The sequence below is a fragment of the Bradyrhizobium ingae genome (genome assembly GCF_055791185.1).
In genome coordinates this window covers 301,239-318,164 of record NZ_JBVUBB010000003.1, presented here as the reverse complement: position 1 = coordinate 318,164, position 16,926 = coordinate 301,239, and the positions used below count along the sequence as shown (strand labels likewise).

Annotated in this window: 19 protein-coding genes; 11 read left to right on the top strand and 8 right to left on the bottom strand. The window is 61.8% G+C overall.

Annotated elements, in window-relative coordinates; translation table 11 throughout:
• Window positions 1-76 precede the first annotated feature (76 nt).
• A complete protein-coding gene (locus ACV1FX_RS06510; RefSeq protein ID WP_473116728.1) occupies window positions 77-1,786 on the bottom strand; it encodes a SulP family inorganic anion transporter in 1,710 nt (569 codons plus the stop codon).
• Between the two features lie 344 nt (window positions 1,787-2,130).
• Here ACV1FX_RS06510 and ACV1FX_RS06505 point away from each other — a divergent pair, with 344 nt between their 5' ends.
• Both ACV1FX_RS06505 and ACV1FX_RS06500 read left to right on the top strand, forming a co-directional pair.
• Complete coding sequence (locus ACV1FX_RS06505) at window positions 2,131-2,487, top strand: hypothetical protein (RefSeq protein ID WP_473116727.1); 357 nt, start codon at window positions 2,131-2,133, stop codon at window positions 2,485-2,487.
• 44 nt (window positions 2,488-2,531) lie between these two features.
• Window positions 2,532-3,116: an invasion associated locus B family protein gene (locus tag ACV1FX_RS06500; RefSeq protein ID WP_473116726.1), complete on the top strand. Its 585-nt coding sequence runs from the start codon at window positions 2,532-2,534 to the stop codon at window positions 3,114-3,116.
• A gap of 15 nt (window positions 3,117-3,131) precedes the next feature.
• On the opposite strand, the gene ACV1FX_RS06495 is transcribed toward ACV1FX_RS06500, so the two are convergent.
• Entirely contained in the window at window positions 3,132-3,506 is a 375-nt protein-coding gene (locus tag ACV1FX_RS06495) for a response regulator (RefSeq protein WP_473116725.1), read from the bottom strand.
• Between the two features lie 162 nt (window positions 3,507-3,668).
• Entirely contained in the window at window positions 3,669-4,301 is a 633-nt protein-coding gene (locus ACV1FX_RS06490; protein ID WP_473116724.1) for a response regulator transcription factor, read from the bottom strand.
• A 333-nt stretch (window positions 4,302-4,634) separates the two neighbouring features.
• Here ACV1FX_RS06490 and ACV1FX_RS06485 point away from each other — a divergent pair, with 333 nt between their 5' ends.
• Window positions 4,635-5,318, top strand: coding sequence for a helix-turn-helix domain-containing protein (locus ACV1FX_RS06485; RefSeq protein ID WP_473116723.1), 684 nt, complete (start codon window positions 4,635-4,637; stop codon window positions 5,316-5,318).
• Here ACV1FX_RS06485 and ACV1FX_RS06480 read toward each other — a convergent pair.
• From ACV1FX_RS06480 to ACV1FX_RS06465, 4 genes are read right to left on the bottom strand one after another with little or no spacing between them, the layout of a single operon-like run.
• Window positions 5,296-5,754 (bottom strand): potassium channel family protein, encoded by a 459-nt coding sequence (locus tag ACV1FX_RS06480; protein ID WP_473116722.1) that lies wholly within the window; start codon window positions 5,752-5,754, stop codon window positions 5,296-5,298. The two genes, ACV1FX_RS06485 and ACV1FX_RS06480, sit on opposite strands and share 23 nt — an antisense overlap.
• Window positions 5,755-5,803: 49 nt before the next feature.
• Window positions 5,804-6,151 (bottom strand): phasin, encoded by a 348-nt coding sequence (locus ACV1FX_RS06475; protein WP_473116721.1) that lies wholly within the window; start codon window positions 6,149-6,151, stop codon window positions 5,804-5,806.
• A gap of 18 nt (window positions 6,152-6,169) precedes the next feature.
• On the bottom strand, window positions 6,170-7,033 hold the full coding sequence (locus ACV1FX_RS06470) for an alpha/beta fold hydrolase (protein WP_473116720.1): 864 nt from the start codon (window positions 7,031-7,033) through the stop codon (window positions 6,170-6,172).
• A gap of 8 nt (window positions 7,034-7,041) precedes the next feature.
• Window positions 7,042-9,549: an alpha/beta hydrolase gene (locus tag ACV1FX_RS06465; protein WP_473116719.1), complete on the bottom strand. Its 2,508-nt coding sequence runs from the start codon at window positions 9,547-9,549 to the stop codon at window positions 7,042-7,044.
• Window positions 9,550-9,681: 132 nt separating this feature from the next.
• On the opposite strand from ACV1FX_RS06465, the gene ACV1FX_RS06460 reads away from it, so the two are divergent.
• From ACV1FX_RS06460 to ACV1FX_RS06440, 5 genes are all read left to right on the top strand, one after another.
• The gene (locus ACV1FX_RS06460; protein WP_473116718.1) at window positions 9,682-10,608 is read left to right on the top strand and encodes an alpha/beta fold hydrolase; all 927 of its coding nucleotides are present in this window, start codon (window positions 9,682-9,684) and stop codon (window positions 10,606-10,608) included.
• Window positions 10,605-11,219 (top strand): hypothetical protein, encoded by a 615-nt coding sequence (locus ACV1FX_RS06455; protein ID WP_473116717.1) that lies wholly within the window; start codon window positions 10,605-10,607, stop codon window positions 11,217-11,219. Before ACV1FX_RS06460 ends, ACV1FX_RS06455 begins: the two co-directional genes overlap by 4 nt.
• A gap of 77 nt (window positions 11,220-11,296) precedes the next feature.
• Window positions 11,297-11,944 carry a CoA transferase subunit A gene (locus ACV1FX_RS06450; protein WP_473116716.1) on the top strand — a complete coding sequence of 216 codons (648 nt, stop codon included), beginning with the start codon at window positions 11,297-11,299 and terminating at the stop codon, window positions 11,942-11,944.
• Window positions 11,945-11,948: 4 nt separating this feature from the next.
• Window positions 11,949-12,599, top strand: a complete 651-nt coding sequence (locus tag ACV1FX_RS06445) for a 3-oxoacid CoA-transferase subunit B (RefSeq protein WP_473116715.1) — start codon at window positions 11,949-11,951, stop codon at window positions 12,597-12,599.
• A gap of 12 nt (window positions 12,600-12,611) precedes the next feature.
• The gene (locus ACV1FX_RS06440; protein WP_473116714.1) at window positions 12,612-13,070 is read left to right on the top strand and encodes a MaoC family dehydratase; all 459 of its coding nucleotides are present in this window, start codon (window positions 12,612-12,614) and stop codon (window positions 13,068-13,070) included.
• A gap of 183 nt (window positions 13,071-13,253) precedes the next feature.
• Here the strand turns inward: ACV1FX_RS06440 and ACV1FX_RS06435 are convergent, their stop codons facing one another.
• Entirely contained in the window at window positions 13,254-13,703 is a 450-nt protein-coding gene (locus ACV1FX_RS06435) for a hypothetical protein (RefSeq protein WP_473116713.1), read from the bottom strand.
• Window positions 13,704-13,949: 246 nt separating this feature from the next.
• On the opposite strand from ACV1FX_RS06435, the gene ACV1FX_RS06430 reads away from it, so the two are divergent.
• The 3 genes from ACV1FX_RS06430 (at window position 13,950) to ACV1FX_RS06420 (ending at window position 16,902) form a co-directional block, all read left to right on the top strand.
• Window positions 13,950-15,080 carry an ABC transporter substrate-binding protein gene (locus tag ACV1FX_RS06430; protein ID WP_473116712.1) on the top strand — a complete coding sequence of 377 codons (1,131 nt, stop codon included), beginning with the start codon at window positions 13,950-13,952 and terminating at the stop codon, window positions 15,078-15,080.
• Window positions 15,081-15,181: 101 nt separating this feature from the next.
• On the top strand, window positions 15,182-16,120 hold the full coding sequence (locus tag ACV1FX_RS06425) for an ABC transporter permease (protein WP_473116840.1): 939 nt from the start codon (window positions 15,182-15,184) through the stop codon (window positions 16,118-16,120).
• Complete coding sequence (locus tag ACV1FX_RS06420; RefSeq protein ID WP_473116711.1) at window positions 16,114-16,902, top strand: ABC transporter ATP-binding protein; 789 nt, start codon at window positions 16,114-16,116, stop codon at window positions 16,900-16,902. Before ACV1FX_RS06425 ends, ACV1FX_RS06420 begins: the two co-directional genes overlap by 7 nt.
• Window positions 16,903-16,926 lie beyond the last annotated feature (24 nt).

The following is a 16,926-nucleotide window of genomic DNA, read 5'->3' as shown; positions in this document are numbered from 1 at the left end:
TGACGCTTCTGGCTGCGCGAGCGCCCCTTCGCAATGCAACACAACACCGGCATGCGATAAGAAGCCAGTCGGGAGACTAGAACGTTCTTTGGTTCGCGTCGGGCTGTCTCTCACCCAGAACGCTGTCGAGCGAGCGCAACCACTGGCCACTGTCGGTCTTCTCCGCCAGGCCTTCGGCCCGCAACAGGTCGCGCAGCTGCGCATGCGCACCGACGATACAGAAAGCGACCCGGCGCGTCGCAAGCTCGTCGTTTAGATCGCACAACATGCGCGCGCCGGCGAGGTCGATATAGGGCGATGCCGAGAGATCGCATGCGACGAGTCGGATGTCCGACGACTTCTTGAGCGCGATCAGGACCGTATCGAGGATTGTCTCGGCATTGATGTAAAGCAGCGAGGCTTCAGGCCGGAAGGCGATGACGCCGACGAGCGGCTCGACGCCCTGGTGTCTCGCGCTGTCGGAGTAACGACCACTGCCGGGCAGCCGGCCGAGGAATGCCACGTTCGGCTGCGAGGCGCGCGCCAGCAACAGAAAGATTGAGGCGATGGATGCCAGCAGGACGCCTTGCAGGATGCCGAGCAGCAGCACGGACACGAGCGCAATCGCCGCGGCGTAGAAGTCGATCCGACTGACCTGCCACATTCGCAGCAGCGCGCGAATGTCGACCAGCCTGTAGACGGCGGCAAACACGATGGCCGCGAGCACGGCCTTGGGCAAGTTGGTCAACAGCCCCGTGAAGAACAGCAGACACAGGCCAAGCGTCACCGAGCAGATGACCAAAGCCAACGGCGTCCGCGCGCCCGCGCTGTCATTGACCGCGGATTGCGACAGGCCGCCGGCGACGGGATACCCGTGACCGAACGCTGCGGCGAGGTTCGCCGCGCCAAGTCCCAGAAACTCCTGCCGCACGTCGAGGGGGTAGCCATGCTTGGCCGCAAAGCTGCGCGCGGCCGAGACACCTTCGATGTAGGCCAGCAGCACGCATCCTGCCGCGAGCGGAAAGAGATCGTCAAATTCCAGAAGACCAAAGGTCGGCAGTCCGATCGCCGGCAGCCCCTCGGGAATCTTGCCGGTCACGGGGACGCCATGGGACGCAAAGCCGAGGAGTGTCGCCACGACGATCGACAGCGCCACGATGGTGATGCCGACCGGCCGTCCCGGCAGAAAGCGCTCGCCAAGCAGGAGGAGCAGGAGCGCGACGGCGCCAATCGCCAGGATGAGGAGATTGATCTCACCAAGCTGACTGGCGAGCTTGACGGCGCGGTCGAAAAAGTTGTGACCGCCGCCGGCGACGCCGAGCAGACTTGGCAACTGGCTCATGATGATGGTGAGGCCGGCACCGGCCTTGAAGCCGACCAGGATGCTGTCGCTGACGAGGCGGACGAGAACACTGAGCTTGAACAGCCAGGCGATGAAGCACAGGACCGCTACCGCGAAGGCTGCGAGGCTTGCAATTTGCGCGTATCGCACCGCGTCCCCGCCAGCCAGTGCGCCCACGGTACCGGCGATCATCAGCGAGATCGCAGAGGTCGGGCCGACAGCGAGCTGCCGTGACGAGCCAAGCAACGCATAACCGATGCCGCCAAGCAGATAGCCGTAGACGCCGACCTGTGGCGGCAGGCCGGCCAGCGCGGCATAGGCGAGCGAGACCGGAATGGCATAAGCCGCGAGCGTGATGCCGGCGATCGCGTCCGGCCGCAGCCATGCCGCCTGATAATTGGCAAGCCATCGCACCGGAGGGAAGAACCTGAACCAGTTGGTCAACTGACCGGGCACCTCCGTCATGGCCGCCCACCACCACGTTGAACCTCGCCGCGCAATAGCAGAAGATTGTCTGTCTGTGCGTTGGCCATCACGCCATGGATCACCCGGGTATTGGCTTCAAGAAAGCCGCGGCCGGCGAAAGCCGGCGACCGCGCAACGTCGACTGTCTTGTCGCGGCGAACCGACGGAGAGGCGGCGATGTCCGGAGAATTCATGTCCGACCATAGGCATGGTCATCCGGCCGGCAGGGATTGATCTGGATCAAGCATCCTGCCGCTTATCAGGACTGACTTCCTGCAAACACGCCCCGGGGAAGTACTTCAATGAGCACCACCAGGCGGATCATCTCCACCGAGAGCTGAGCCATGTGTCAGCAAACCTTACGAAGCCTAACAGCCCTGCTGCTGTTTGTGTTTTTCGGTCTGCTTGCGCCGTCGAGCGTCGTTGCGGCCGACGATCGTCCCATTCAAGAGGAGATCTGGGCACTGCCGCTGCCGTTGCCGATGTTCGCTTACGTGGTAGGCCCGGTGGGAGACGGCCCCTTCCCGCTCGTGATCATGAACCGCGGCACTTACTTCGGGCCGGTTCTGGCGAAACGCATGCACGAGGCTTTCGTCGCCGCCGGTGGCAACGCCGAATACCATTTGCTGCCGCCCTTCGGCCTTCATCGGTTCGCCCGATACGACCCCGATCTGGTCGCCGCTGGTGACGACATTTCTTGACGCGCAGAGATAACCGGAATGGTTCGAGGCTCGGAGACGAAACCATGGGAAAAGCTCGTTACTGTCTCGCAGGCGTCCTGGTTGCCGCCATCGCCGGCGTCGCCACGACGCCCGGTGCGGCCACGCGGAAGAAGGCGCAAATCGACAAACCAGCCGAAGTCGCAACGCGCGGCCAGCGCGAAGCCAAAGACATCACCTACGGGGATTGGCAAAAGCTCTGCTTCAAGCCAGGCGGTGCGCCGATGTTGTGCCGGACATCGATCACCGGAAAGTTTCCGACCGGTCAAATGGCAATGCGGGCAGACCTGATCGAGCGCGAAGGCGACCGGACGGCTCGGCTGCAACTGTTCGTTCCCGTTGGCATGTACCTGCAATACCCCGTCAAGCTGACCGTCGATCAGGGTAGCCCCTACCTGGTGCCCTATACCTGGTGCCTCACCAACGCCTGCATCGCGGCTGACGTCGCAGATCCAAAGATCATCAGGGAGATGGAAGCAGGAAAAGCACTGGTCCTGGAGGTCGTCGATGCCAATCTTCTGGCGCTGACGACGTCGATACCCCTGGCGCAATTCGCTTCGATTCACAAGGGTGCGCCCGCAAAGACGCTGGAGCAGGATATCGAGGAATGATCCGACAAAACCGGTCTAGATCCTGTTTTCGTGAGCCCGTTCGATCTGATCGACGAGTGATTGCGCGGTAAAGGGTTTGGTCAGGTACGCCGCGCATCCGGATGCGACCGCAGCCGAGCGATTACTCTCGCAATCATTTCCGGTGATATAGATCACGGGTGCCGATACGCCCTTGTCGGCGATCCTCCGTCGCAGGTCGATGCCGGAATGATCATCCAGGTCGATATCGATGATGATGCACATGGCGCTCTCGAACTCACCATGGTCAAGCAGCGCGGCCGCGGAGTCGAACAGCAGCGTCGTGAAGCCGTGCTCGCGCAGAAGCCGCTTGATGCTGATGCGCACCGACGCATCATCGTCAACAACGAACACGGATCTGCGGGTCGGCACGTGAACAGTCCTCTTGTTGGCTAGGTGAAAACGCCGCTCGCAGGACTTGCTAACGAGGTTCGCTTACAAGGCGTGCGTGCTTCACAGAACACGCCATTGCCGCGCCTTCATATTGTCCCCAGGTATAGTTACTTTTGGAAACCGGCAGACAGCGCGGAGCGACTAGCCGTGCCGATCGCCCTTGGGATCGAGCATGCCGAGGCGCTCGGCGATCGAAACCAGTTCCGCGAGTGAATGAACCTGCATCTTTTCCATCACCTGATGGCGATGCGCCTTCACGGTGCGTTCGGTGGTTCCGAGCTCGTGAGCAACTTGTTTGTTGATCTTGCCGCGCACGATCAGATCGAACACCTGCCGCTCGCGTGGAGTCAGTAGGTCCACCAGCGCCGTGAGCGAGTCGAGCTTGCTGCGCTCGCTGCGTGCCGTCTCGTGCCGAGCCATGGCGCGCTCGATCGCATCGATCAATTGCTCCGACGAGACCGGCTTCGTCAGAAAATCCTCGGCGCCCGCCTTGATGGCTCGCACTGTCGTTGCCGTGTCGGCGTGGCCGGTGAGGAAGACGATCGGCAGCATCGAGCCAAGCTCGATCAGACGACGTTGCAGCTCTGGACCGCTCAATCCCGGTATCTGCACGTCGAGCAGAACGCATCCCAGCTTGGCAGGGTCAGGCAACCGATCAAGCAGATCCTGCGCCGACGCGTAGGTCGCGACGTCATAGCCAGCAAGTCTCAGACGGCGTTCGATCGCCGTCCGAAACGAGGCGTCGTCGTCGACCACGTGCACCAGCCCAGGCAATTTCACCTCTTTGCCGCGACGACTATTGGAGTTTCCGCCGCACTGAGACGCAGAGTCAACCGGCGATCAAGTTGTCCATATGGATGATACCGGGCATAGCGAACAATCCATAAGATGTAGTACCAAGAGTATCAAATGCATTTTATAACAATCGCCTTTTCTCACTCTGCGCAAGATATTGCAGCGCTTGTCCTTTGGTACAATGGCCCTCGAGACAATGGCTGGAAATGCCGCATTCGTCGTAAAGCAACCCAAGCGGGAGTGGGATTGCGCGGCACATTCCTCGCCATGAATCGACTGAGACCAATTCAGCGATGGATGAGGAGTTGGCCCATGTTCGTACGCATCACGACCGATCCCCTGCCCCGCCCCAACTCTCTGCACGATCTCGGAATGAACAGTGATTCGAATCCGATCGTCAGTTTGAGCGAGTTTACCTACAAGAAGGGCAACGAGATCTACGGCGAGAAGGAGCCCGCCGAGTATATCTACCAGGTCAAGACCGGCGCGGTGCGCAGCTACAAGCTGCTGTCGGACGGACGTCGTCAGATCGGCGCGTTTCACCTCGCCGGCGATATCTTCGGGCTCGAGAATGGCCGTACGCATCGCTTCACCGCAGAAGCTGTCGTCGATACCACCGTGCGCCTGATCAGGCGGCAGAGCCTGGAGACGGTAGCCGAGAGCGACGCGGTGGTGGCCAAGAGCCTGCTCCGCATGACCACGACCAATCTGCAGCATGCCGAAGATCACATGCTGCTGCTCGGCCGCAAGACATCGCTGGAACGGGTCGCGGCCTTCCTGATCGAGATGGATACGCGACTGACTGCCGCCGGAGTCCTGGCCTTGCCGATGTCGCGGCGCGATATCGCCGACTATCTCGGCCTCACCCTTGAGACGGTTTCGCGGGCGATATCGCACCTGCACGAGCTCGGCATCCTCGGCTTCGTCGGCAACACCCAGCGACAGATCGTGCTGTTGGACCGCCAGCAGCTTGCTAGTCTCGATCTCCAGAACTGAAACCCTTGGCGTTGATCGCGGCGAGATGCTCCAGCGTCTTGCGCAACACCTCGAACAGCACGGCGGTTGACCAGCCGAACAGCAGGATGCCGTTCATCGCAGTCATCGGGCCGAGCAACCGCCAGTCCGGGACAGGCGTGATATCGCCGTAGCCGAGCGTGGTATAATTGACGAAGGCAAAATAGAGGAACTCGCTCCCGGCGGGCGCCGCACCAACCACCAGATATGCGAGCGCCCAGACGAGGATCTCGAGCGTGTGCGCCACCATGAGGGCAGCCGCGGTTGCGACCATGACCGCCATCAAATGCAACCGTGCTCCCGTTGAGTGACGCAGCCCCGCCCTACGCGCGATGCCGATGGCGCCAACGGTCACCAGCGCGTGAATCATGATGTTGACGAGGCTGATGATGGTACCGGCCAGGAATTGAAGCGCCATCATCCTCTCACGTTTCGCCGGATGGCGGAGGGGCTGGATGAGACTTCGCCTATGCCTTCGGCGTGAACATGCCGCTTGCCGCCTTCATCGCGGACTCGCCCATGCCTCTGGCCTGGTCGGTCAGGGAGCGCATCTGGTCCTGGAAGAACTCGGACTGGATCTTGAGCGCTTCCTGCATGTCCTTGGCCTGGATGAGCTTGTCGCCGAGATCGAAAGTCGCGATGACGTTGCGCTGCATGTGATCGCAGAACTCCTTGGCGTGGCCCGCGATCGGCAGCGGCGAGGAGCTCAGGCCCTTCTCGAGCAGCTCAAAATATTCGGCATTGGCCTTGCGCAGACGACCAAGCGCTTCGCTCAGCATTGCGCGCATATTCTCGGTCGATGGGATGTCCGCCATGATGTTGCTCCTTAGGGGTTATGCCGCTAGCCCGCCGAACCAAGCCCCAAAATAGCCGGCATACAGAGCCGGCAGCTCGAGATTCATAGAATGCCCAACGCGGGGCACGACCACCAGCCGGCAGTCCGGCATCGCCTCGGCCATGGCGCGCAGGTCGACGGGTGGGATCCAGCCGTCCCATTCGCCCCACAGGACGAGATGCGGATGCGGTATCTCCGCCATGCGGCGCTCCAGCTCCCGGCTCTCTTTTTCCTTGGTGAGGTTTATGGGCGTTCCGATCCAGATGCCTTCAGAGACGCCGAAGGTCTGTTCGATGATCCGGTCGAACAAAGTCTGGATTTCTCCTACGCCCGCGCGGAACCGGGGAGTTTCGTTTGGCGCCATGCTCTCGGGCACGAACAGCGAGGAGGCCGCGGTCGCCATCACGGTCCGCGTCAGCTCCTTGCTCGCCATCATTGCGCGGAAAAGCCCGATCTGATCGGCATTGAAAGCCAAGCCGAGCGGCGTCACCGGATCGAGCGCGAACACGCGTCCGAAGCGCTGCGGTTGCATCAAGAGCATTCGCGCCGCGATGATGCCACCGGTCGAATGCGTGGCAAGGTGGCAATAGCTGACGCCCAGCGCATCGAGCGCCGCGAGCATGTCCTGCGCATGCTGCTGCATCGAGTAGTTCGAATAGTCGACCTTGGGCTTCGGCCGGTCACTGTCGCCGCAGCCTCGCCAATCGATACCGATCACGCGCAGGCCTGAAGGGAACATCGGCGCGGCGAGCTCGATCCAGTCCTTGCTGGCGAGATTGCCGTGGATGAAGACGACGGTGACGTCGCCCTCTCCCCACTCTCGCCAGCTCAACTGAACCTCGCCCGCCTGCACCCTTGGCATGAGCGGGCCTACTTGTTCAGGCCGGCCGTCGGCGCGGCACCAGCCGGGGTCGGTGCTACCGGCAAGGCCGATACCACGGCGCCCTTGATCATGCGGTCGATGCCGAGCGGCGACGACGTATCGACGCTACCCTTGGTTACGAAGTCCACGACGTCGACCGAGAACTCGACCGGATTGTCCGTATGGATAAAATGTCCGGTTTCCGGATAGATCTTGAGCATCGGCCGGTTTCCGGCATTGGTCATCCTCGTCATGAACGGCGAGATGACGTCGCGCCCCAGATCCGTCAGCCCGTTGAACGCGGGTGTCGGGATAAAGGGTTCCTTGTCGCCGAATGCGAGGAAGATCGGCGCCTTGATCTGGGTAAGCCGCTCGTAGAGGTTCTTCGGGTCATCCTGCTGGAGTTCGGCGCCGATGGTGTAGATGTCGTAGATGAAGACGTTGCACCATTGCTCGAGCTCCTTCGGATTGCCCTTGGTCAGCCCAACGCGCTGCTCGGTGTGGAAGCGGGCATATTCGCTGTCGCTGAAGAAGTAACCGCTCTTGGCCGCCGACACCGCGCCGGTGTTCGGATCACGCTTCTTGAAGTAGAAGAAGTCGCGGATGCTCTGCTCATCGCGCGCCTTCTCGGCAGCGAGGATTCCGGTCTGGTCCCAGGTCGCCTTCCACTTGTCAAAGTCGTGGTCGAACGCTGGATCAAACAGGCGCAGCTTCTTGTCCTTGGCGACCGTGATATCGCGCGGATATTCCTCGAGGCCCGACGGCGCCTCCAGTGCAAGACCCTGCACCGTATCCGGCCAGGTCAGGGCGTAACCCATCACGAACTGGCCGCCGAGCGAATGGCCGAGATAGTAGGCCTTCTTGACGCCGAGCTGATTGACGACGAGGTCGTAGATCACCTCACGCATGTCCTGCATGGTGCGGGCCGGGCTCTTGTCGAGATTACCGGGTCCGGACATGCCGTAATGCGGCAGGTCGGGCACGATCACCCGCAGGCCGCTACGCAAGGCGTATTGCATGATATTGCCGTAGTGCCCGCCGAACGCGCCCTTGCCGTGGATGATCACGAGGACCTTCGGATCCTTGGCGGTGCCGGCATATTCATCCATGTAGCCGATCTGCCAGGAGTTGCCGCTCTTGTCCTTGGCGTTGGCGAATTTGACTGGATAGGGATAGGTCACGAAATCCTTCCAGAACGATTTCGTGGGATCGATGTTCTCGGCAACACCTGGCACGCGATAGTTCTTGTCGACGAATTGTTGCGCGCGGTCCAGGCTCGCGACGTCATCCATGAAGGCGACGAACTTCGGATCGTTCTTGCGGTTGTTGATGAGAGGGAAGACGCCATAATGGGCAACCGGACTTTCCTCGGCGATGAGGTCTGCACCGGGCACCCGATCGACGGCCTGCTGGGCGAGCTTGAAGTTCAGCCAGAGGTCGTTGGTGATGTGCATCACCAGCGTACGCGCCTGGATGCGGCCGAGATCGGCATTGATGTTGTGAGTTTCCCCGACCCGGTTGCGCCAAACCAGATCGACGGCGTCATAGAGTTTGGCACGGTTGGTAACGTTCAATCCCGCCTTCTCATTGGGCGGATCCCAGTAGAATATCTCGGGCTGGACTGCGGTGAAATTCTGGGTCGTGCGATAACCAAAGTCGTACCCGGTCATTCCAAGGATGGACCACCCGAATGCAACGCCCGGCATGGGGTGCTCTTCCTTGGGCAACTTGTAGTAATCGCCGTTCGTGGACTGCCACACGGGGTCGGACTCGATTGCGGCCGTCATCATCTGGAAAGTCCAGTTGCCGACGGGGTCGCCGGCATCGGATTGCGTGGTGCCGCCGATCGGCATCAGCGCGTTGATGAACTCCGGATGCATCACGCCCCAGACATAGGTCTGCGTGCCGCCCATGGAGACGCCGGTCACCAGCGCCACGCGCGCGACCTTCAGATGATCGCGCAGCAGACGGTAGTTCGCCTGCACCATGTCGAAGTAGCTGTATTGCGGGAATTTCACCCCTAATCCGTCGGAGGGCTTGCTGTCGCCCCAGGTGCCGAGCGGATCGACCATGATGACGAAGTAGCGATCGGTATCGATCGGCCGGCCGGGCCCGATGATGGGCACGCCACCTGACAAGGCCGCGCCCTTGACCCACTGCTCGAACATGTCGGTGGAGTCGCCGGAGTAGTACGAGTTGATGACGACGGCGTTTGTGATCTCGTCATTGGCATTGCGCCGCGCCTTGCCGATCGCGATGTACGAGGCGCGCAGCTTGCCGGCACCGAGCGATTCCAGCGTCACGCCGCCTTCGCCGCCATTTTCCCATTTGGACGGATCGGACAGATCATACTTGCCGCCGAGGCGGAAGTTGGCGATCTCGTAGGTCTTCTTCAGCCCATCATGCTGCATCTGCGATGAGCGGCGGGTGAAGGGTTGCGCGACAGCGAGCGCCGTGCCGACCAGCAACACGATCAGGCTGAGGAGGCAACGTTTGAGCAGATCTCTCCCGGTCATGGCGGATTCCTCCTGGCGGTGTTTTGCGAAAACGCTAGTCACGTCACCCGGAAGAGCTTTGATTTAGCTCAATGGAATCCCTGACCGGAGATTGAAGATCGCAGCGATCAGACACGGCAGCCGGTCGTCGCAATGCCCTTCCTCAGTCACGGCTCATATCGGATACGCTATGAGCTCGAAGGGCCGCCGGGTGCCCCCGCCTATGTTCTGGTTAACGGTCTCACGCAATATGCCGAGCTCTGGGCTGCCTATCGCGAAGCTCTTGTCGCCCGACATTTCCGCGTGGCGACTTTCGATCTGCTCGGCCAGGGCGGCTCGGACAAACCGGCCCTGTTCATCAATCAGGACGATCAGGTTACCGCGCTTCATTGCCTAATCGATGAGCTCGGCGGTGGCCCGATCTTCCTCAGCGGCATCAGCTTCGGCGGACTCATTGCACTGCGCTACGCGATCGAGCACGGCGAGCGGCTCACCGGCCTGGTGCCGATGAGCTGCTTTGCTGAGATGTCCCCACAGCTGCAGCTGATCGGCAGCGCCTTGCGCACCGGCCTGATCCTGGGTGGCACCGGCTATCTCCAGGACCTGTTGCTGCCGATGAACCTGTCCGACCAGTGGTTGAAGCCGCTTCTGGGCAAGCTCGACAGCGTCAAGCGGCAGGGCTGGCTCGTCAACGATGTCTACGCGCTCCAGAACCTGATGGAGTCTTTTCTCGACTTCCAGCCGTTGACGCCGAAGCTCTCCTCGATCACGCTCCCGACCATGATCCTGAACGGCGAGTTCGACTTCCTGACGCCGCGGGCCCTGCACGAGACCCTGCGGGTCGAAATCCCCAACAGCTCGCTGGTGATCATCCCGCGGGCCTATCACGCCTTCACGCTCGAGAAGGGCACCCTCACCGCCGATCTGCTGGCGCGCTTCGCCGAAGATGTTCTCGCCGGACGGTGGCAGGGCAACAAGGCGGTCTGGGTCGCGCCGGAAGAGCCCGGCGGCGAGCTCATGCCGTTCCCGGCAGGTTACGATCACATGCGCGCGATTCCGGTGCAGAGGACCGCGCCATGACCGGCTTCTTCGGACCACTCGATGCCGAGGGGCGCGTGCCACCCCACCAGCAAACGCGTGTCGCCGCATTCCTTATCTCCGCCCACGGTGCGCTGGCGCGACAGTCCGCATTTACCTTGCCGACAAAGCTCGAATCCGCCTGGCAGACCGAGCTGAACACGCAGCTCTTCCGCGAGACCGAGATCGTCTCGCTGCTGATGCGCGCGACGAGTTGGGCGCCTGACCCGGGCCTTGGCTATATGACCGTAGCCTGGGAAAGCGCCTGGTTTCCGGCACCGGTCTACGAAATTTCGGACTGGCCCCTGGCAGTGGCAGCCGGTCTTGCGACGCTCGCCCACGCCGTTCATGCGGCGATCCGGCCCGCAGCACTGTTGCCGGCCGAAGCAAATCCCGAGGATCCGTTCGCAATGGCACTGCGCCGTATCGAGTTCGAAAGCAGCCGCCTGCTCCAGGCACAAATCCTGTCGCTGAAGGGTCCCGACCTCGTGCCATTTCGCGACGCCGTCAACACCGCGCTCGAACGGCGTCACACCGAGGTGCGCAAGCTGTGGCGCGACATGCTGCAGAGCGTCGGCATCGCCGTCGGCGATTCAAATGACGAGAATCCTTGATGCAAATCAAAGCACCGCGGTGACGGCCGGCAAACATCCACCCGCTGCTGCCCTCGCGTCGCATCGGAGTTGCCGCCATGAAGGCCGTTTCCGTCGAAGAAGCCGTTGCAATGATTCCGGCAGGCGCGAGCGTCATGGTCGGCGGGTTCATGGGTGTCGGGACACCGGAGCGCCTGCTCGATGAAGTCGTCCGGCAGCAGAAGACGGGGCTGTCGCTGATCTCAAATGACGCGGCCACACCCGGCAAAGGCGTCGGCAAGCTGTTCGATGCCGCGCTGGTCTCGCGGCTGACGGCAACCCATATAGGCCTCAATCCGAAAGCGCAGCAGCAGATGCTGGCGAACCAGATCGCTGTCGATCTCGTTCCCCAGGGCACGTTCGTCGAGCGCATTCGCGCGGGCGGATGCGGACTCGGCGGCGTTCTGACCCCGACCGGGGTCGGCACACTGGTTGCCGAAGGCAAGCGACAGATCGAGGTCGACGGCAAGCCGTTCCTGCTCGAGACTGCGCTGCGGGCGCAGTTCGCGCTGGTGCATGCTTTTCTCGCCGACTATCTCGGAAACCTCTCCTACGCCCTCACCTCCCGCAATTTCAATCCCGTGATGGCGATGGCCGCCGACACCGTCATTGTCACGGCGGACAACATCGTGCCGGTCGGCGTCATCGCGCCCGATCACGTCGTGACGCCGGCGCCGCTCGTCGATTTCCTCATTACGAACGGGTGAGATCATGGATGCACAGACCATCATCGCCCGGCGCGTCGCCAAGGAGCTGAAGAGCGGCAATCTCGTCAATCTCGGCATCGGCATCCCGACGCTGGTCGCCAACTACGTTCCGCCCGATCTGAAGGTGTTCTTCCAATCGGAGAACGGCCTCATCGGCACCGGCCCGATCCCGGAGCAAGGCATGGCCCATCCGACGCTGACGGACGCGGGAGGCCGCCCAATCAGCGCCTTGCCCGGCGCCTGCACCTTCGACAGCGCGATGTCGTTCGGATTGATCCGCGGCGGCCACGTCGATGTCACCGTGCTCGGCGGCCTTCAGGTCGATGCCCACGGCCACCTCGCCAACTGGATGATCCCCGGCAAGATGGTGCCGGGCATGGGCGGGGCGATGGATCTCGTCAGCGGCGCCAAGCGCGTGATCGTCGCCATGCAGCACGCGGCCAAGGGCAAGTCGAAGATCGTCGCCAAGTGCACACTGCCGCTGACGTCGGCGCGGCCGGTAAGCCTCGTCGTTACCGACATGGCCGTGATCGGCTTTCCCGACGGCAGGGCGACGCTCCTCGAAACCGCGCCAGGTGTGAGCGTAGGCGAAGTGATGGCCGTGACGGATGCCGAGCTCGCCGTTCCCGACAACGTACCGGAAATGAAGATCTGACGAGGTCGGACCATGCGGGTATTCAGCGATTTCAAGGAGATCAAATCCGCCGTCGGCACCGAGATCGGCGCCAGCGACTGGATCGAGATCACCCAGGATCGCATCAATCAGTTCGCCGAGGCGACCTGCGACGAGCAGTGGATCCATGTCGACCAGGAGCGCGCGAGCAAGGAGATGCCGGGCGGCAAGACCATCGCGCACGGGCTGTTGTCGCTGGCACTCGCACCGCTCTTCATCCGCTCGGTGATCGGCCTGAAAGGCCTGCGCAACACCCTCAACTACGGCGCAGACCGGATACGCTATCTGGCTCCCGTCCCCGCAGGTTCAAGACTGCGCGGCCGCGTCACCGTCGCCGAGGCCGAGGACGTGCCGCCCGACGGCCTGCGCGTGAACTATCACCTCGTGATCGAGATCGAGGGTGGCAAGAAGCCCGCCTGCGTCGCCGAGCTGATCGCCCTGCATTACCGCTGAAAACAAAAACTGAAAAACAACCCCATACAAAGTAGACTTGCGGTTGTCGGCATGACGCCTTCGGGCAGCAACACTTGGCCCATCGGTCAAATCAGAGCCTCGTGCAGCCGTGGACGATCTCGCTGGCCGTTGGGCAGATGAATGCTCCGCCATTGGTTTCGTCTGCCGTGGAGTCCGAGAGATTCAACGAGCTTGTCCGAACGGCGCGTCGCGCGTCACACGATCATCGCTGGCCGCCTTGAACAGCTCAACCTTGTCGCGCGCATTGTCGGTCACCGCAAAGACCTCGTAGAAATCGATCTGCGGCTTCACGCCGTAGCGCTGGATGATGCCATCGAGCCACGGTCCGCTGTAGAACGCCTTGGCGTCCTCGATGCGCTCCCACTGGTACACGCCGCCAGCAACCCCGGTTTCGGACCAGATGAAGTGCTTGCTGATCAGCCCCGTCACCTCGCGGAAGTTGGGTGCGATCTTGTGAAAGTGCTCGCGGCACGCGGCGTAGTCGATCTGCGGCGGTAGTTTGTATCGTACAATGGCGGTAATCATGCGACCTCCTCGTAAGAATGGTCCCGGCGCAACATTGATGGCATCCCCGCGATCAAGCAAGCGACGCGAAAGGTCGACCTCGATCAAGAGCGCGGAACCCAACCCGTACTGCTTGCCGCCAGTAGGTCAACACGATTGACGAGAGCCTCAATCGTCGCGCAGCTATCTCCTTCCAATTTTTTGCGTTAGTGTGAAGTGCTTCACACCTGTGTAGCCAACGGGCTCGGATGATGCCCAAACAAGAAAGAAAAAGAGAAGCGAGCTAAGGCTCCGCAAAGCGCCACCCGGTTCCGATGGGTTTATTCCATTCACACGCGAGTTTGGGAGCAACACATGGAAAAGCGCGAAATTGACAACAGCTCGACGAAAGATCTGTCCGAAGCGCAGCGAGGTGCGTTCTCCCGCCGCTCGGTGCTAACCTTGGCTTGCACGCTCGGCGCCGCGGCGCCGTTTGGTATGTTCGGAGCGGCTCGCGCGCTGACGGCATCCGGGACTGGATCGCTGTCCTATATTGCTGGCGAGCCACTGATTTGCCGGGTCGCAGCGAACGGTGAAGAGCTGCAGGGCCCGCCCCGCCAACTCAAACTCGCCTGGAACGCGAATGCGGCGTGCACGGTCGCTGCGCCGGTCGCAAAAGAACGGGGTATCTTCGCCAAGCACAACCTCGATGTCGATTTCGTCAATTTCGGCGGTTCGACCGACCAGTTGTTGGAGGCGATTGCAACTGGCAAGGCGGATGCCGGTTTGGGATTGGCCCTGCGCTGGCTCAAACCGCTGGAACAAGGTTTCGACGTTCGGCTGACCGCTGGTGTGCATGGCGGCTGCATCCGCCTCCTCGGCTCCAAGGCTGCGAACATTGACAGCCTGGACTCCCTGCGCGGCAAGGCCATCGCGATCAGCGATCAAGCCAGCCCGGCGAAGAACTTCTTCTCGATCTATCTCGCCAAGAAGGGCATCGACCCTGCCCAAGAGGTGGAGTGGCGCCAGTATCCGGCCAATCTGCTCGCGCTTGCCGTCGATAAGGGCGAAGTACAGGCGCTGGCCGAGATCGACCCGCTGCCCTATCTGTGGCTCAAGGACGGCAAGCTCAACGAGATCGCGACGAACTTGACGGGCGAATTCGCCGACCGCACCTGCTGCGTTCTCGCGATACGTGGCAGCCTCACCCGCAACGAAATGCCGGTCGCGGCTGCCCTGACACGATCGATACTGGAGGCGGCGGACCGAGTTGCCGACGATCCGGCCGATGCCGCAGCAATCTATTCGGGCTACGGCGGAAAGGGGTCCATAGAGGATCTCGCCACCATGTATCGCAGCCATACTCACCACAATCATCCCGTCGGGATGGTGCTCAAGAAGCAGCTTTTACTTTACACAGATGAACTCAAGGCAGTGAACGTCATCAAGCGCAGCACTGATCCTGCGAAGTTCGCCGAGCGGATCTATCTTGACGTTCTAAGCTAAGCCGATTGGGAATATCCGCAGTGAGCTCGGTCATCGATGAAGTGCCGAGGCCATCAGAGAAATCGGCTTTCGGCTTTTTTGAAAGTTCGACCAGTCGGTCGTTGATCGGCGGCCTGTCTGTGGCCGCCGCGTGGTCCATGGTCGCCGCGCTCACTGCGTTCTGGCCAGATAAGCTCGAAAGCGATTGGGCCTACACGGGCGCCTTCGCCATTGCCTGCGGCGCATTGGCCGTTGCCCTTGCCTTTGCGGCCTTTGCGAGTGTTCGTTTCGTCGCTTTTCAGCGGCTCCAGCGGCTTTCTCCGTGGCTGTTCGCGCTCGCGATGTTTTTGGCTGCCTGGGAGGTCGTCACAGCAAAGCTCGGATGGCTGCCGTTACCGTTTTTTCCGCCGCCGCAGGCGATCGTCGAAGTCGCAATCGACGATTGGAAGCGGCTGGCCGAAGGCATCTTCGCCTCAGCTCGTCTGCTCGCGACTGGCTATGTCCTCGGTGCGACCGTGGGCTTCGTGACCGGCGTGGCGATCGGTTGGTCGCCGCTCGCCGGCTATTGGATTCATCCAGTCTTGCGGTTCATCGGGCCGCTGCCCGCGACGGCTTGGCTGCCACTCGCATTTTTCGTTTTCCCGTCGAGCTTCAGCGCCAGCATTTTCCTGATTGCGCTCGCCACCGGCTTTCCGGTCACCGTGCTCACCTGGTCGGGCGTCGCCGGCGTGAAGAGCGCCTATTACGACATTGCGCGGACATTGGGTGCAACCCAGCGCTTCCTCGTGCTCAAGGTTGCAATTCCGGCGGCAATGCCGCATGTCTTCGTTGGGCTTTTTATGGGTCTGGGGAACTCGTTTGCGGTTCTTGTCGTCGCCGAAATGCTGGGCGTGAAGGCGGGGCTCGGCTGGTATCTGCAATGGGCACAGGGTTGGGCGGCCTACGCCAATATGTACGCCGCGCTGCTGCTCATGGCGTTCTTGTGCTCCGGGCTGATCACGCTGCTGTTTCGCTTGCGGGACCGCCTGCTATCCTGGCAGAAGGGTCTGGTGCGATGGTAGCGGCGATTGCAAGCGATCACGCAATCCATGGCTCGACGCTAACTCTCCGCGAAGTCAGCCACCGCTTCAATTTCGAGGGGCAGCCCCTGCCGGTATTGGACCGCATCAACCTGCAGGTCGGCCGCGGCGAATTTGTCGCTCTCCTGGGACCGAGTGGGTGCGGAAAATCCACCCTGCTGCGGCTGGTCGCAGGGCTCGACACTCCAACCGCCGGCTCCCTGCTAACGGAGGGAAAGGAGATCGACGCACCCGATCCGTCGCGCGTTGTCGTTTTTCAAGACCCCACGCTTTATCCGTGGCGGACGGTATGGAGCAACGTTGCGCTCGGTCTGGAAGCCCGCGGCTTGCTGCGCACTCATCGCGGACGCGTCGAAAGCGCGTTGCGTCTGGTAGGGCTCACGGGCTTCGCCAATGCCTACCCGCACCAGCTTTCCGGCGGCATGGCGCAACGCGCGGCCCTGGCGCGAGCGCTTGTCAACGACCCGAAGCTGCTCATTCTCGACGAACCTTTGGGCCAGCTCGACTCGCTGACGCGCATCGCGATGCAGGCGGAACTTGTTTCACTTTGGCAGCGCTCGAGATTCACGGCGCTGCTGGTCACGCACGATGTCGAGGAGGCTCTCTTGCTCGCCGGCCGCGTTATCGTGCTGAGCGACCGACCCGCGCGGATCAAGGCCGAAATCGTCAACAGCCAGCCCTATCCTCGCCATCGGGGCGATCCTCACTTCGTTGAGCTTCGTCGCGAGGTATTCGAGCATCTCGGGCTCGATGAAGCATGGTAGCCGCCAAGCCACCCTTTCCTGACA